The 14,357-nt window shown below is 53.1% G+C and carries 10 protein-coding genes; 6 read left to right on the top strand and 4 right to left on the bottom strand.

The window, feature by feature from the left end:
* Nucleotides 1–119: 119 nt before the first annotated feature.
* Entirely contained in the window at nucleotides 120–1,820 is a 1,701-nt protein-coding gene (gene narQ / locus ABVN36_RS14050) for a nitrate/nitrite two-component system sensor histidine kinase NarQ (RefSeq protein WP_000216814.1), read from the bottom strand.
* 185 nt (nucleotides 1,821–2,005) lie between these two features.
* On the opposite strand from narQ, the gene aegA reads away from it, so the two are divergent.
* Nucleotides 2,006–3,967, top strand: coding sequence for a formate-dependent uric acid utilization protein AegA (gene aegA, locus ABVN36_RS14045; RefSeq protein WP_023138800.1), 1,962 nt, complete (start codon nucleotides 2,006–2,008; stop codon nucleotides 3,965–3,967).
* A 448-nt stretch (nucleotides 3,968–4,415) separates the two neighbouring features.
* On the opposite strand, the gene pbp4b is transcribed toward aegA, so the two are convergent.
* Nucleotides 4,416–5,714: a penicillin binding protein PBP4B gene (gene pbp4b, locus ABVN36_RS14040; RefSeq protein WP_000673285.1), complete on the bottom strand. Its 1,299-nt coding sequence runs from the start codon at nucleotides 5,712–5,714 to the stop codon at nucleotides 4,416–4,418.
* 203 nt (nucleotides 5,715–5,917) lie between these two features.
* On the opposite strand from pbp4b, the gene nudK reads away from it, so the two are divergent.
* From nudK to ABVN36_RS14025, 3 genes are all read left to right on the top strand, one after another.
* Entirely contained in the window at nucleotides 5,918–6,493 is a 576-nt protein-coding gene (nudK, locus tag ABVN36_RS14035; protein WP_000084037.1) for a GDP-mannose pyrophosphatase NudK, read from the top strand.
* 124 nt (nucleotides 6,494–6,617) lie between these two features.
* Complete coding sequence (locus ABVN36_RS14030) at nucleotides 6,618–7,661, top strand: DUF1176 domain-containing protein (protein WP_001270668.1); 1,044 nt, start codon at nucleotides 6,618–6,620, stop codon at nucleotides 7,659–7,661.
* 127 nt (nucleotides 7,662–7,788) lie between these two features.
* Complete coding sequence (locus ABVN36_RS14025) at nucleotides 7,789–8,019, top strand: hypothetical protein (RefSeq protein WP_000700635.1); 231 nt, start codon at nucleotides 7,789–7,791, stop codon at nucleotides 8,017–8,019.
* A gap of 62 nt (nucleotides 8,020–8,081) precedes the next feature.
* Here the strand turns inward: ABVN36_RS14025 and tkt are convergent, their stop codons facing one another.
* Complete coding sequence (tkt, locus tag ABVN36_RS14020) at nucleotides 8,082–10,082, bottom strand: transketolase (protein WP_023138801.1); 2,001 nt, start codon at nucleotides 10,080–10,082, stop codon at nucleotides 8,082–8,084.
* A gap of 19 nt (nucleotides 10,083–10,101) precedes the next feature.
* Nucleotides 10,102–11,052: a transaldolase gene (gene tal / locus ABVN36_RS14015; RefSeq protein WP_001072443.1), complete on the bottom strand. Its 951-nt coding sequence runs from the start codon at nucleotides 11,050–11,052 to the stop codon at nucleotides 10,102–10,104.
* 271 nt (nucleotides 11,053–11,323) lie between these two features.
* Between tal and maeB the strand changes: the two genes are divergently transcribed.
* Both maeB and eutS read left to right on the top strand, forming a co-directional pair.
* Nucleotides 11,324–13,603 carry an NADP-dependent oxaloacetate-decarboxylating malate dehydrogenase gene (maeB, locus tag ABVN36_RS14010; protein ID WP_000344299.1) on the top strand — a complete coding sequence of 760 codons (2,280 nt, stop codon included), beginning with the start codon at nucleotides 11,324–11,326 and terminating at the stop codon, nucleotides 13,601–13,603.
* Between the two features lie 416 nt (nucleotides 13,604–14,019).
* Complete coding sequence (eutS, locus tag ABVN36_RS14005) at nucleotides 14,020–14,355, top strand: ethanolamine utilization microcompartment protein EutS (protein ID WP_001031445.1); 336 nt, start codon at nucleotides 14,020–14,022, stop codon at nucleotides 14,353–14,355.
* The last annotated feature ends 2 nt before the right edge of the window (nucleotides 14,356–14,357 follow it).

Raw genomic sequence — 14,357 nt, 5'->3', positions numbered from 1 at the left:
TACGAGCCAAACGTGGAGAAATAAAGGAGATAATGTAAATTATCATGCGCTTTTACAGCATACTTTTTGTGCCAACGCCGGAAAGCCTGACATCTGGCCTTCCGGCGATTTGCCGTTCTTTACGTTAACTGACTCTCTTCCTTGTTGGAGGAGCGAAAACTGATACTGACCAGTGTGCCGCCGCCGGAGGGTTGCGAAAAATTCAGCGTGCCGCCAAGGCGCTCCGCGCGCTCACGCATTATATTCAGACCATAGTGTCCGGCAGGCTCATGCGGTTCGCCGATACCAATGCCATTATCGCGAATATAAACGGTATGATCGCCGTCAGGCGCGGTGACGCAGCTCACGGCGATTTCGCTCGCGTTGGCGTGTTTAATGGCGTTCAGGACCGCTTCGCGCACAATTTGCAACAAATGCACCTGCATTTGCGCATCCAGAGCCAGCGTGGGTAAACGGCAATCCAACGTGAGTTTGGCCGGGGTCTGACTCTGTAAATCTTCCAGCATCTCATGCAATGCGGAGGGTAAATCGGCCTGCTGTAACGTCAGACGGAACGTGGTGAGTAGCTCGCGAAGCTGACGGTAGGCGTCGTTCAGCGCTCTGGAAAAATCCGCCATGATGCTTTGCGCGCCGGCGTTATCCTCAGGAATAGCGCGCTTCAAAAGCGTTAACTGAATACGTAAATAAGAAAGTACCTGCGCCAGCGAATCGTGTAGCTCACGGGCAATCGTCGCGCGCTCTTCCATTAACAAAAGTTGCTGGAAGTGTTTTTGCGCCTGATTAAAGTACAAACCACGCCCCAGCATCGTGGAGACGCTGTTCAGCAGCGGCGTAGAGGCATTAACGTTGGGGCTTTGCCAGTGGAGTTCGCCATAGACCGTGTCCTGCATCGTCACTGGCAGCATTTGCATCGGCAGGTCGGGGCTTTGCGTGCCTTCGCTAATCCGCCAGTTATCGCCCACGGTTAACTCCAGATACCAGGCGGCGTCATGTTCACGGACAATTTGCAAAATATGGCGAAAACAGTGGACGTCGATTTGGCTGGTATTCAGCGCCTGAGAGCACTGGTATAACACCTCCAGGCGGCGGTGCGCTTCGTGCAGATCGTGCGTTTTTTCTTCCACCGAGGCTTCCAGCGAACGGTAAAGTTTATGCAGCTCGCTCGACATCTGGCTAAACGTTTTCGCCAACAATCCCAGCTCATTGGGTAAGCTGGTATCCAGCGGCAGCGGGGCGAACTGACCATGTTCAATACGCTGACTGGCGGTGACCAGTTGATTCAGCGGGCGAACGACCTGCTGGCGAATACGCCGTAGGGTAAAAAAGACCAGAGTAAATATGCCGATACCGCCCGCCAGCGATATGGCGACGACCAGCATGACTTTACGCTCGGCGTAATGCTGTAACGCCAGAACGAAGAGATCAATTTGATCGACATAATTGTTGATATTGGTCTGATACCAGGCAATGTCGCCGTCCTGTAGGCGGCTATTCATCTCCAGCCAGTTGGCGTGCAGGCGCGCGTAGCGAGTTTTCACCGCCTGCGGCACATACCAGGCGTTGAGATTTTGCAGTACCGGCGAGTTGAGCGCGTGCTGGAAAAGTTGACGATGCGCATTAATCTGCGGGCTACGGCTTTGCAGATCGTAACCCAGCCGATAGCTCTGCATTCGTAGCGAACCGGCGATATTGATCGCTTCGGCATCCCGTAAACTGCTGGTCAGCGTCAGTAATGCGCTGCCGGTGGACAGAATAGACAACAGCACAATATAGAAAAAAGCCTTAGCCAGACTGGCTGAGACCGGGCGTTTAACCGTCACGCTGGCACTCCCCGCATTTAGCTGAATCGCAATTGCATTTGCTTTGAAATAAATTGATCTGCCACAGGTTCTGGACAGATAGTTGTGCTTCCTGGGCAGATGAACATTGCCGACCCCGCCTTCGTCAGTTAATAACAATGCTCATATAAAGAATAAGGTTTTTACAACCAAAACAGAAGGATGCCATGAATCGTTTTATTATGGCCAATAGCCAGCAGTGTCTGGGCTGCCATGCCTGCGAGGTCGCCTGCGTAATGGCTCACAATGATGAGCGACATGTCCTGACGTCACAGCGCTATCAGCCCCGAATTACTGTCATTAAACATCAGCACCAGCGCAGCGCGGTCACATGTCACCATTGCGAAGATGCGCCCTGCGCCCGTAGCTGTCCGAACGGCGCGATCGCGCATATTAACGACAGCGTGCAGGTCAATGCGCAGAAGTGCATCGGCTGTAAATCCTGCGTCGTCGCCTGCCCATTCGGCACCATGCAGATGGTATTGACGCCCGTCGCGCCAAACCAGTTCAAAGCCAGCGCGCATAAATGCGATCTGTGTCAGGGACGTGAACAGGGTCCGGCCTGCGTGGAAAATTGCCCGGCGGATGCGCTGCAACTGGTCACCGAAGACTCGTTGACCCGTCTGGCTAAAACGCGACGGCTGCGTACCGCCCGGCAGGAGATTCGCCCCTGGCATACCGTGGATACACAACACAGTGGGACAGCAAGCAGCAAAGTCGAGCGTATGCAGGCGACGCCGCCGCGCGGCGAACCGGATAAACTGGCGATTGAAGCGCGTAAAACCACCTTTGAGGAAATTTATCTACCGTTTCGCGCCGCGCAGGCCGAGCGTGAAGCGGCCCGCTGCCTCACATGCGGGGAACACAGTATCTGCGAATGGACCTGTCCGCTGCATAACCATATTCCCCAGTGGATCGAACTGGTGAAAGCTGGCGATATTGATGCGGCGGTAGAGCTTTCCCACCAGACCAACTGCCTGCCGGAAATTACCGGGCGCGTCTGTCCGCAGGACCGGCTATGCGAAGGCGCGTGTACACTCCGCGATGAGTATGGCGCGGTTACCATCGGCAACATTGAGCGCTATATCTCCGATCGCGCTCTGAGCAAAGGCTGGCGTCCCGACCTGTCGGACGTACAGAAGAGCGATAAGCGCGTGGCGATTATCGGCGCGGGGCCGGCAGGTCTTGCCTGCGCTGACGTGCTGGCGCGCCATGGCGTAAGCGCCACCGTCTACGATCGCCATCCGGAAATCGGCGGTTTGCTCACCTTTGGTATTCCGGCTTTCAAACTGGATAAATCTCTGCTGGCGCGCCGTCGGGAGATCTTCAGCGCGATGGGGATTCGTTTCGAGCTTAACTGCGAAGTAGGGAAAGATATTTCTCTGGAGACGCTGCTGGAGAGTTATGACGCCGTCTTTGTCGGGGTAGGAACCTATCGTTCCATGAAGGCTGATTTACCGAATGAAGACGCGCCGGGGGTATATGATGCGTTACCATTCCTCATCGCCAATACCAAACAGGTGATGGGGCTTCCGGCGTTGCCTGACGAGCCGTTTATTGATACTGCGGGCCTTAACGTGGTTGTGCTGGGCGGCGGTGACACCGCAATGGACTGCGTACGTACGGCGCTGCGTCATGGCGCTGCTAACGTCACCTGCGCTTATCGCCGCGATGAGGCTAATATGCCGGGGTCGAAAAAAGAGGTGAAAAACGCGCGGGAAGAGGGCGCGAACTTTGAATTTAACGTTCAGCCGGTTGAGTTGGTGCTGGATACGCACGGGCGCGCCAGCGGTATTCGCTTTTTGCGTACGCGGCTTGGCGAACCGGATGGTCAGGGGCGACGCCGCCCGGTACCTGTACCGGACAGCGAGTTCGTGATGCCAGCAGATGCGGTCATTATGGCGTTTGGTTTTCATCCGCATGGTATGTCGTGGCTGGAATTGCATGGCGTGAAGGTGGATAACTGGGGACGTATTGCCGCCAGCGTCGAGAGCGAGTTTCGTTACCAGACGTCCAACCCGAAAATTTTCGCTGGCGGCGATGCGGTGCGCGGCGCCGATTTGGTGGTGACGGCGATGGCAGAAGGCCGACATGCTGCGCAGGGGATACTCGACTGGTTAGCTAAATAAGCGTATTTGTAGGCCGGTTAAGGCCTGGAACGGTTAAATGATTGAGTGATAAAAAATCTTAAACTTATTGGCTAACCTTACTCCGTTTGCAGAAATGTTGACGCTCGCAGGGCTGGACGCCCTGCGATAAACATTTTTCCGTCGGGTCGACGTTTAACAGGCCTGATGAGGCCAATCTTAGTATTGAAAATAGAGTGTAAATTGAAGGAAGGGACGCTATCAGAATCCCTTCTTAGAGCCTATCCCATTAGGGCTATTTTACTTGCCATTTTGGTCCTGGGCAGTGCTCGCCAAAACGCGTTAGCGTTTTGAACGCCGCTTGCGGCGGCCCGAAGGGCGAGCGTAGCGAGTCAAACCTCACGTACTACGTGTACGCTCCGGTTTTTGCGCGCTGTCCGTGTCCAAACTGGCTGCGCCAATAACGCCTGGTAGGATAGGCTCTTAATTTTTATTTTAAGGAACCATATATCTGGTCAACAATCCAGCCATACGTCGCCGCAGGTAATAATCCACTGACAAAAACATTTGGATTCACTTTAGGATTTGCTACCGGCGAGTGCGGCCTGTTACCTAAAATCACAATCGCCATATGATTAACCGGATCGATAGACGTCAGCGTGCCGGTCCATCCGGTATGTCCATACGTTTGCGGACTGGCTAATACCCCGAACGTGGGGGTCATTGAGGCGTTGCCGTTAACGCGCCACCCCAGACCAAAGGTAGCGTCTTCTGGCGAGCGGCGAGTAAACTGCGCAACCGTTTTGTCGTCGAATAGCTTCACGTTACCGTAGCCGCCCCCATTGAGCATGACTTGCATTAACACAGCCATATCATGGGTATCAGAAAACAGTCCGGCGTGTCCTGAAACGCCGCCCATTGAGTACCAGGCTTTTTCGTCATGCACCTGGCCCCATAGTGTATTGGTGCGAATATTGGGGAAATGAATCACGCCGTCACGCGTGTTGCCATGTAGTTCCGTTGCGGCGATTTGCGGCGGCGTGAAGCCTTTCATCAGCGGGTTAAAGACGGTATGTTTTAATCCGAGCGGTTTATAAATGGTGGTTTCGACGTAGCGATCTAATGGCATTGCCGTTATCGATTCAATGATAAAACCAAGAATCATATAATCCACGTCGCTGTAGATATGCTTCGACCCAGGTTGATATTCCAGCGGTGTCTTTTTAATCATCTCCAGAGTAGTGCTTTTACTCTGTGAAAATAATTTACCGGCGACGTTTTTATTAGGATATTGTGGGTCGGCAGGAAAGCCCGCGACGTGATGAAGAATATCAATAATGCGGAGTTTATCTTTGCCTTTTATTTTATCCCCAGGCATATCCTTAAAGCCGGGGATGTATTTTGATACCAAATCATTGACATCTATTTTTCCTTCATATACCAGTTTTTGCAATGCAAAGTTAGTGGCATACATTTTTGTGTTTGAAGCCAGGTCATACATCGTGTTAGTGGTCGCCCGAATGGGATGGGCTAACAGCGTGGAACCGTCATATTTTTTGGCATAGCCCCAGGCTTTTTGTAGAACAATATGATTATCTTTTATCACCAGAAGATTGATGCTGGGATATCCGGCATCAATTTGATTTTGAATCCAGCCATCAAGTCGGTGAAGTTTTTGGCTATCAAACCCCACCTGATCAGGGCTCGCGATGGTCAATACCGGATACTCAACGGCAAAAGCTGAAAGGGAAAACGTCAGTAGAACCGTCGCAACGAGAGTAAATTTCATGATGATTCCCTCAGTCTCACTCCGGCCGTCAAATCATATCGCGAGCATGGACTCTGCGGCCCGGAGAAGCAGAATATGGTCATGGCAGTGACAGAAAAATATGGCTGTACATCCGTTCAGTCGGCATTAAGGATTAACCCTTCAGCAGACAAAACCGACCTCACGGCGTAATATTAATGCTCTTTTTACACCCTGGAGCCAGCATGTCGCAAACCATTACGCTTATTAAGGATAAAATTCTTTCTGATAATTATTTTACTCTGCGCAACATTACCTATGACCTGACCCGTCGTAATGGCGAGGTTATCCGTCACAAGCGTGAGGTTTACGATCGCGGGAATGGCGCAACCATTCTGCTTTACAACTCAACTAAAAAAACCGTGGTTCTGGTTCGCCAGTTTCGCGTGGCGACATGGGTCAACGGTAATCAAGACGGTATGTTAATTGAAACCTGCGCTGGCCTGCTTGATAACGACGAGCCGGAGGTCTGTATCCGTAAAGAGGCCATTGAAGAGACAGGGTATGACGTTGGCGAGGTACGCAAGATATTTGAGCTTTATATGTCGCCAGGCGGCGTCACGGAGCTGATTCATTTCTTCATTGCCGAATATCATGATAGCGAGCGCGCCAGCATCGGCGGCGGCGTGGAGGATGAAGAGATTGAGGTGCTTGAACTGCCGTTTTCCCGGGCGCTGGAAATGGTGCGCTCAGGCGAGATTCGGGACGGTAAGACCGTGTTATTGCTTAACTATTTACAGACGTCTCATCTAATGGACTGAAAAAAAAGAAATATATTTCTTTACACAAAAAAGACCAATCCGATAAATCTGATTGAGAACCCTGAGGCGCGCAAGGAAGATACCGCCTTAGCTGTGTTGTTCTGAATCTGGGGTTGTTCCGTTCATGCGCTACCGCGTTATTCTTTTTTGTCTGTTTGGCCTGTTGCCGGTCCAGCTACTGTGGGCTGCGCCAGCGCAACGGACTTTTTCCGACTGGCAGGTCACCTGCAATAACCAAAATTTTTGCGTAGCGCGCAATACTGGCGAACATCATGGGCTGGTGATGACATTAAGCCGTAGCGCCGGGGCGCGTACCGATGCGGTACTGCGTATCGACCGCGGCGGTTTGGCGCCGCCCGACGCTAAAGAAGCCGCAATTGCGCCTCGCTTATTGCTGGATGGCAAACCGCTTTCGTTCAACAGTCCACACTGGCGCGTGTCGCCCTGGCATCTCATGACCGGCGATCCTGCCACCATCACCGCATTTTTACAGACGATTCAGGATGCGCAGGCTATCACCTTAAAAAACGGCGTTCAGACGCTTTCGCTGGCGGGATTAAAAGCGGCATTACTGTTTATCGACGCGCAACAAAAACGTGTGGGCAGCGAAACCGCCTGGATTGAAAAAGGAAACGAACCGCCGCTCAGCGTGCCCCCGGCACCGGCATTAAAGGGGATCGCCGTGATTAATCCAACGCCCGTACCGCTGAGTGAGGAAGAACGCGACGATCTGCTGGACTACGCCGCATGGCGGGTAAACGGCATTCGCTGTTCGCTTGATCCGCTGCGTCGCGAGACGCAGGTCAGCGCGTTGACGGATGATAAAGCGTTATTGATTGTTAACTGCGAAGCCGGCGCCTATAACACTATTGATCTCGCCTGGGTAGTTTCACGCAAAAAAACGCTCGCCTCGCGCGCCGTACGTTTGCGGCTGCCGTTTAATCGCGGCGTCGAAAGTAATGACATGGAGTTGATGAACGCCTTCTTTGACGAGAAAACGCGCGAGCTGGTGACGTTGGCGAAAGGGCGGGGGTTAACCGACTGTGGTATCCAGACACGCTGGCGCTATGATGGCGATCGTTTTCGTCTGGTACGTTATGCCGAAGAACCGAGCTGCGATAACTGGCACGGGCCGGATGCCTGGCCTACGCTGTGGATCACGCGTTGAATCCTGGTTTTTATCCCCTTTTCAGAATAGGGATACACCTATTGAGGTTTCATTTATGGTATAGAGATTGCTACGTTACGGTAGGATTGTTACTTTACCCGATAGCCTCACCACAGCAGGAAATAGTATGAAAATAAATAATGGCCCCGTATTATGCCCCCATTGTGGCTGCCTGAGCGCTTATTATGAAATAGATCGGCTGGCGGCGATAAGAGAAAAAGTGAATAAAGAAGGCGGATCAGCGGCGTGGGATTCAACATTACAGGCGCATAAAAAAAAGGCCTTTTGCCTGATGTGCCATAAATCCATTGATGAGGTCGTCATCGGGCAGTCAGATGCGCCTGAGTCTACGAAGTAATTTTGCACAGCCTACAGAACAGGTCTGCAGACTGCGCAAAGTCTGTGTTGCTAACGCTCGCCTTAGCCTTTGATGTTTAGCACCCGGCGGGCTTTTTCTACAATATTTTCCACGGTAAAGCCAAAATACGGGAACAGTTTGTCAGCCGGGGCGGATTCACCGTATCCCGTCATGCCGATAATTGCGCCTTTTAGGCCAACATATTTATACCAGTAGTCGGCTATACCGGCTTCCACCGCGACGCGGGCGGTCACGTGCGCCGGTAGCACTGATTCGCGATATGCCTCGTCCTGCGCATCGAAAATATCCGTTGAAGGCAACGACACCACGCGAACGTTATGCCCCTCGCCAGTCAATTTTTCCGCCGCCTGGAGGGTAATTTCCATTTCCGATCCGGTAGCGATCAGAATGATATCCGGCTTGCCGCCGCTATCTTTCAGAATATAACCGCCGCGGGCAATCGCTTTCACCTGTTCCGGCGTGCGTTCCACCTGCGCCAGATTCTGCCGCGAGAGAATCAACGCCGTCGGCCCGTGCTGACGTTCAATGGCCAGCTTCCAGCCGACCGCCGCCTCAACCTGATCGCAGGGACGCCAGGTGCTGAAGTTTGGCGTTAAGCGCAGGCTCGCCAGTTGTTCCACGGCCTGGTGCGTCGGGCCATCTTCGCCCAAACCGATGGAGTCGTGGGTATAGACCATAATCTGCCGGGCTTTCATTAAGGCCGCCATACGCGCCGCGTTACGCGCATATTCGACAAACATCAGAAACGTGGCGGTATACGGTACAAAGCCGCCGTGGTGGGCGATGCCGTTGGCAATGGCGGTCATGCCGAATTCGCGCACGCCATAGTGGATATAATTACCTGCCGGATCCTCTTTCAACGAGGTCGAACCTTTCCAGATAGTCAGGTTGCTCGGCGCCAGATCTGCCGATCCGCCCAACAGTTCCGGCAACAGGGGACCGTAGGCATTGAGCGTATTTTGCGATGCTTTACGGGTGGCGATTTTGGCCGGATTAGCCTGCAAGTCGTTAATAAATTTTTGCGTGGCGGATTCCCATGCCTCCGGCAATCCGCCGCTCATCCGGCGGGTAAACTCCGCGGCCAGCTCAGGATAAGCCTTCTCATAAGCAGCAAACTTTTCCTGCCACTGCTGCTGCGCTTTCTCGCCTTTTTCACGGCCATCCCACGCGCGGTAAATCTCTTTTGGGATCTCAAACGCCGGATGATGCCATCCCAGCTGCTGGCGAGTCAGCGCCACCTCTTCTTCGCCCAGCGCCGCGCCGTGCGACTCCTCCTTCCCGGCTTTATTCGGCGAGCCAAAACCTATCACCGTCCGACAGATAATTAGCGAAGGTTTATCTTTTACGCTCTGGGCTTCGAGAATGGCTTTTTTCACCGCTTCCGGATCGTGCCCGTCAATGTCATGCACGACATGCCAGTGGTAGGCTTCAAAACGTTTGGCGGTATCGTCGGTAAACCAGCCTTCGGTTTCGCCATCAATGGAGATGCCGTTGTGATCGTAAAAGCCGATCAGTTTGCCCAGTCCCAGCGTACCAGCCAGCGAACACACCTCATGCGAGATCCCCTCCATCAGACAGCCGTCGCCCATAAAGACATAGGTGTAGTGGTCGACAATCTCATGGTCCGGTCGGTTGAACTGTGCGCCTAACGTACGCTCGGCAATCGCCAGCCCGACGGCATTCGCCAGCCCCTGGCCCAGCGGCCCGGTGGTGGTTTCAACGCCGGGCGTATAGCCAATCTCCGGGTGACCAGGCGTTTTAGAGTGCAGTTGACGGAAGTTTTTTAGCTCCTCCAGCGGCAGGTCATAGCCGGTTAAATGCAGCAGACTATAGAGCAGCATGGAGGCGTGACCGTTGGAAAGGATAAAACGATCACGGTCATACCAGGTCGGATCGGTGGGGTTATGTTTAAGAAAATCGTTCCATAGCACTTCAGCGATATCCGCCATCCCCATCGGCGCGCCGGGGTGCCCGGAATTGGCTTTTTGAACGGCATCCATGCTCAGTGCACGAATCGCATTGGCAAGGTCTTTACGGGACATAAATCACTCCATGCAAGGTTTATAGTTTGGCGGCAAGCAGGTCTTCCAGTTTGCGCTGGTCAACGGCAAAAAGACGGATACCTTCCGACAGCTTCTCTACGGCCATCGCGTCCTGATTATGTTCCCAGCGGAACTCCGCTTCCGTCATTGGCGTAGGACGGTGGAACATCTGCGAGGAAGGCACCAGTTTACGGATTACCGGTTCTTCTTTTTCTTTCAGCTCTTTAAGCAGGTTGGGGGAGATAGTCAGTCGATCGCAGCCGGTTAGCGCGAGGATTTGCTCAGTACGGCGGAAACTTGCGCCCATCACGATGGTTTCATAGCGATGCTGTTTAAAGTAATCGTAGATATTGCGTACCGATTTCACGCCGGGATCTTCCTCCACGACATACGGCTCCAGCGGACTACGCGCCTGATACCAGTCGTAAATTCGGCCCACGAACGGAGAGATCAAATAGACGCCCGCTTCGGCGCAGGCACGCGCCTGGGCAAAAGAGAACAACAACGTCAGGTTGCAATTAATGCCCTCTTTTTCGAGCTGCCCGGCGGCGCGGATACCTTCCCAGGTTGCGGCGAGCTTGATCAGAATGCGCGATTTATCAATACCCTGCTGCTGGTAGAGATCCACCAGATGGCGCGCTTTCTCGATACTTTTTTCTTTATCGAATGATAACCGCGCGTCGACTTCAGTGGAGACGCGACCGGGAATACTTTTCAGTATTTCCGCGCCAAAATTGACCGCCAGTTTATCGCTGGCTGCCGCAACCTGCTGTTCCTGCGTACCGCCGTGTTTTTTCCCCCAGGCAATCGCATCCTCAATCAAATGACCATACTGCTCAAGTCCGGCGGCTTTCAGCAGTAAAGAGGGATTTGTCGTGGCATCCTGCGGCTGGTAGTGGCGGATGGACTCGATGTCGCCGCTGTCGGCGACGACGGTAGTGAATTGTTTGATGCCGTCTAGCTGGTTCATAGGAAATACTCCTTGAAAAGTAAAGTGTTAGATGAGTGTGTTGATTCACACTTCTGAAAGATTGATACACTACATAACCAAAAAGCATAGCAGACAGGCATGGTATTGCTGGTATAAGCAGGTAACATGGCCGTTATAAGTTGATAACAAACTCTTGCGCCGCGTCGTGATAGTTTGCAGACCTTCAAAGTTTGTGTTGCGCAGTACGGTGATAATGTGCGGCGCACCAGGCCGCGTCACTTTTTGAACGATACGTGAAAGGAACAACAAAATGGATGAGCAGTTAAAACAAAGCGCCCTTGATTTCCACGAATTTCCGGTACCCGGTAAAATTCAGGTTTCTCCGACTAAGCCCCTTGCCACCCAACGCGATCTGGCGTTGGCTTACTCGCCAGGCGTGGCGGCGCCCTGCCTGGAAATCGAAAAAGATCCGCTGGCAGCCTACAAATACACCGCGCGCGGCAACCTTGTCGCGGTCATTTCCAACGGTACAGCGGTGCTGGGGTTAGGCAACATTGGCGCGCTGGCCGGCAAGCCGGTCATGGAAGGTAAAGGCGTTCTGTTTAAAAAATTCGCCGGCATTGATGTGTTTGACATTGAAGTCGATGAGCTTGATCCGGACAAATTTATCAATGTGGTCGCAGCGCTGGAGCCGACCTTTGGCGGCATTAACCTCGAAGACATTAAAGCGCCAGAATGTTTCTATATTGAGCAGAAACTGCGCGAGCGCATGAACATCCCGGTTTTCCATGACGATCAGCACGGAACGGCGATCATCAGTACGGCCGCCATTCTTAATGGCCTGCGAGTCGTAGAGAAAAATATTTCCGACGTGCGGATGGTCGTCTCCGGCGCAGGGGCGGCGGCAATCGCTTGTATGAACCTGCTGGTCGCGTTGGGGATGCAAAAGCACAACATCGTGGTGTGCGACTCCAAAGGCGTTATTTACAAAGGCCGTGAGCCGAATATGGCGGAGACCAAAGCGGCCTATGCGGTAGACGACAGCGGCAAGCGCACGCTGGATGAGGTCATTGACGGCGCGGATATTTTCCTCGGCTGTTCAGGCCCGAAAGTGCTGACTCAGGAGATGGTGAAGAAAATGGCCCGCGCGCCAATGATTCTGGCGCTGGCTAACCCGGAACCGGAAATTCTGCCGCCGCTGGCGAAAGAAGTGCGTCCGGACGCCATCATCTGTACCGGTCGTTCCGACTATCCGAACCAGGTGAACAACGTATTGTGCTTCCCGTTTATCTTCCGCGGCGCACTGGACGTCGGCGCGACGGCGATCAACGAAGAGATGAAACTGGCGGCGGTCCGTGCGATTGCCGAGCTGGCGCACGCCGAACAGAGCGAAGTGGTGGCCTCGGCCTATGGCGATCAGGACCTGAGCTTTGGGCCGGAATACATTATTCCGAAACCGTTTGACCCGCGTCTGATTGTCAAAATCGCTCCGGCGGTCGCGAAAGCGGCAATGGATTCCGGCGTGGCGACGCGCCCGATTGCTGACTTTGATGCCTATATCGATAAACTGACCGAGTTTGTCTACAAAACCAACCTGTTCATGAAGCCGATCTTCTCGCAGGCACGCAAAGATCCGAAGCGCGTAGTGCTGCCGGAAGGGGAAGAGGCGCGCGTGCTGCACGCAACTCAGGAGTTGATAACCCTGGGGCTGGCGAAGCCCATCCTGATCGGACGTCCGAGCGTGATCGAAATGCGTATCCAGAAACTGGGGTTACAGATCAAAGCGGGCGTTGATTTCGAGATCGTGAATAATGAATCCGATCCGCGCTTCAAAGAGTACTGGAGCGAGTATTACCAGATCATGAAGCGTCGCGGGGTAACTCAGGAACAGGCGCAGCGTGCGATGATCGGCAACCATACGGCCATTGGCGCGATCATGGTGCAGCGTGGGGAAGCGGATGCGATGATCTGCGGTACCATCGGCGACTACCATGAGCATTTCAGCGTCGTGAAAGCCGTCTTTGGCTACCGTGACGGCGTGCATACGGCAGGGGCGATGAACGCCTTACTGCTGCCAAGCGGCAACACTTTTATCGCCGATACTTATGTTAACGAAGATCCCACGCCGGAACAGTTGGCGGAGATCGCCGTAATGGCGGCGGAAACCGTTCGCCGCTTTGGTATTGAGCCGAAAGTCGCGCTGTTGTCGCACTCTAACTTTGGTTCCTCAAATTCGCTGTCCGCCAGCAAAATGCGTGAAACCCTTGAGCGGGTACGCGAACGAGCGCCCGATCTGATGATTGACGGTGAGATGCACGGTGATGCGGCGTTGGTGGAAAGTATTCGTAATGACCGTATGCCGGATAGCCCGCTGAAGGGAGCCGCCAATATTCTGGTGATGCCGAATATGGAAGCCGCCCGCATTAGTTACAACTTACTCCGCGTCTCCAGTTCCGAAGGCGTCACGGTCGGCCCGGTCCTGATGGGCGTGTCTAAACCGGTACATGTATTAACGCCGATCGCCTCTGTACGCCGTATCGTGAATATGGTGGCGTTAGCGGTAGTTGAAGCGCAAACCACGCCGCTTTAATAACGCATTACTCTCTCTTCTGGCGCAGGTTCTCCTGCGCTTTTTTTATGCGCCGCTGGGCTTCGCCATGGCATGAAAGGCTCGGGTGGGGATATTCTGGAACCTATTGCGTTACCCCTACTTATTTCACTGAATCTGTACTATGCACAAATCGAGTGATACGCATTATTTTTATCAATAATAGTAATACAAAGAATAGCCAGTGGGTATTTATTGAGGAACAAGCTTAAATTCAGAATGACGCCTGAAAATGTGATGCACCACGATATTTATCGTTAACACCTTCGACAGAAGTCCCTTTTATTTTCTTTCTCTTAGTGATCTACCTCACCTTTTACATCACCTTGCCGAATTTTGTTATTTACTCCGACAAAAAATTGCCACGATGACGGCAGTTTCAGTGGAGACGGTGAGCAATGAATAAAGAACGCATTATTCAGGAATTTGTGCCGGGCAAACAGGTCACGCTGGCGCATCTCATTGCGCACCCTGGTGAAGAACTGGCGAAAAAGATCGGCGTTCCCGATGCTGGCGCGATTGGCATTATGACCTTAACGCCGGGAGAAACGGCCATGATCGCTGGCGATTTAGCGATGAAGGCTGCGGATGTACACATCGGTTTTCTCGACAGATTTAGCGGTGCGCTGGTGATTTATGGCACCGTCGGCGCAGTAGAAGAAGCGCTATTACAGACGGTCAGCGGGCTGGGGCGATTATTAAACTTTACCCTGTGTGAGTTAACAAAAAGTTAATT

This window comes from Salmonella sp. SJTUF15581 (assembly GCF_043356775.1).
GTDB lineage: Bacteria > Pseudomonadota > Gammaproteobacteria > Enterobacterales > Enterobacteriaceae > Salmonella > Salmonella enterica.
The sequence above is the reverse complement of the archived record's forward strand: the minus strand, read 5'-3'. Positions and strand labels throughout refer to the sequence as shown.

Coding starts and splice junctions, on each gene's coding strand:
- aegA (WP_023138800.1), top strand. CDS start 2,006: ATGAATCGTTTTATTATGGCCAATAGCCAGCAGTGTCTGGGCTGCCAT.
- pbp4b (WP_000673285.1), bottom strand. CDS start 5,714: ATGAAATTTACTCTCGTTGCGACGGTTCTACTGACGTTTTCCCTTTCA.
- nudK (WP_000084037.1), top strand. CDS start 5,918: ATGTCGCAAACCATTACGCTTATTAAGGATAAAATTCTTTCTGATAAT.
- ABVN36_RS14030 (WP_001270668.1), top strand. CDS start 6,618: ATGCGCTACCGCGTTATTCTTTTTTGTCTGTTTGGCCTGTTGCCGGTC.
- ABVN36_RS14025 (WP_000700635.1), top strand. CDS start 7,789: ATGAAAATAAATAATGGCCCCGTATTATGCCCCCATTGTGGCTGCCTG.
- tkt (WP_023138801.1), bottom strand. CDS start 10,082: ATGTCCCGTAAAGACCTTGCCAATGCGATTCGTGCACTGAGCATGGAT.
- tal (WP_001072443.1), bottom strand. CDS start 11,052: ATGAACCAGCTAGACGGCATCAAACAATTCACTACCGTCGTCGCCGAC.
- maeB (WP_000344299.1), top strand. CDS start 11,324: ATGGATGAGCAGTTAAAACAAAGCGCCCTTGATTTCCACGAATTTCCG.
- eutS (WP_001031445.1), top strand. CDS start 14,020: ATGAATAAAGAACGCATTATTCAGGAATTTGTGCCGGGCAAACAGGTC.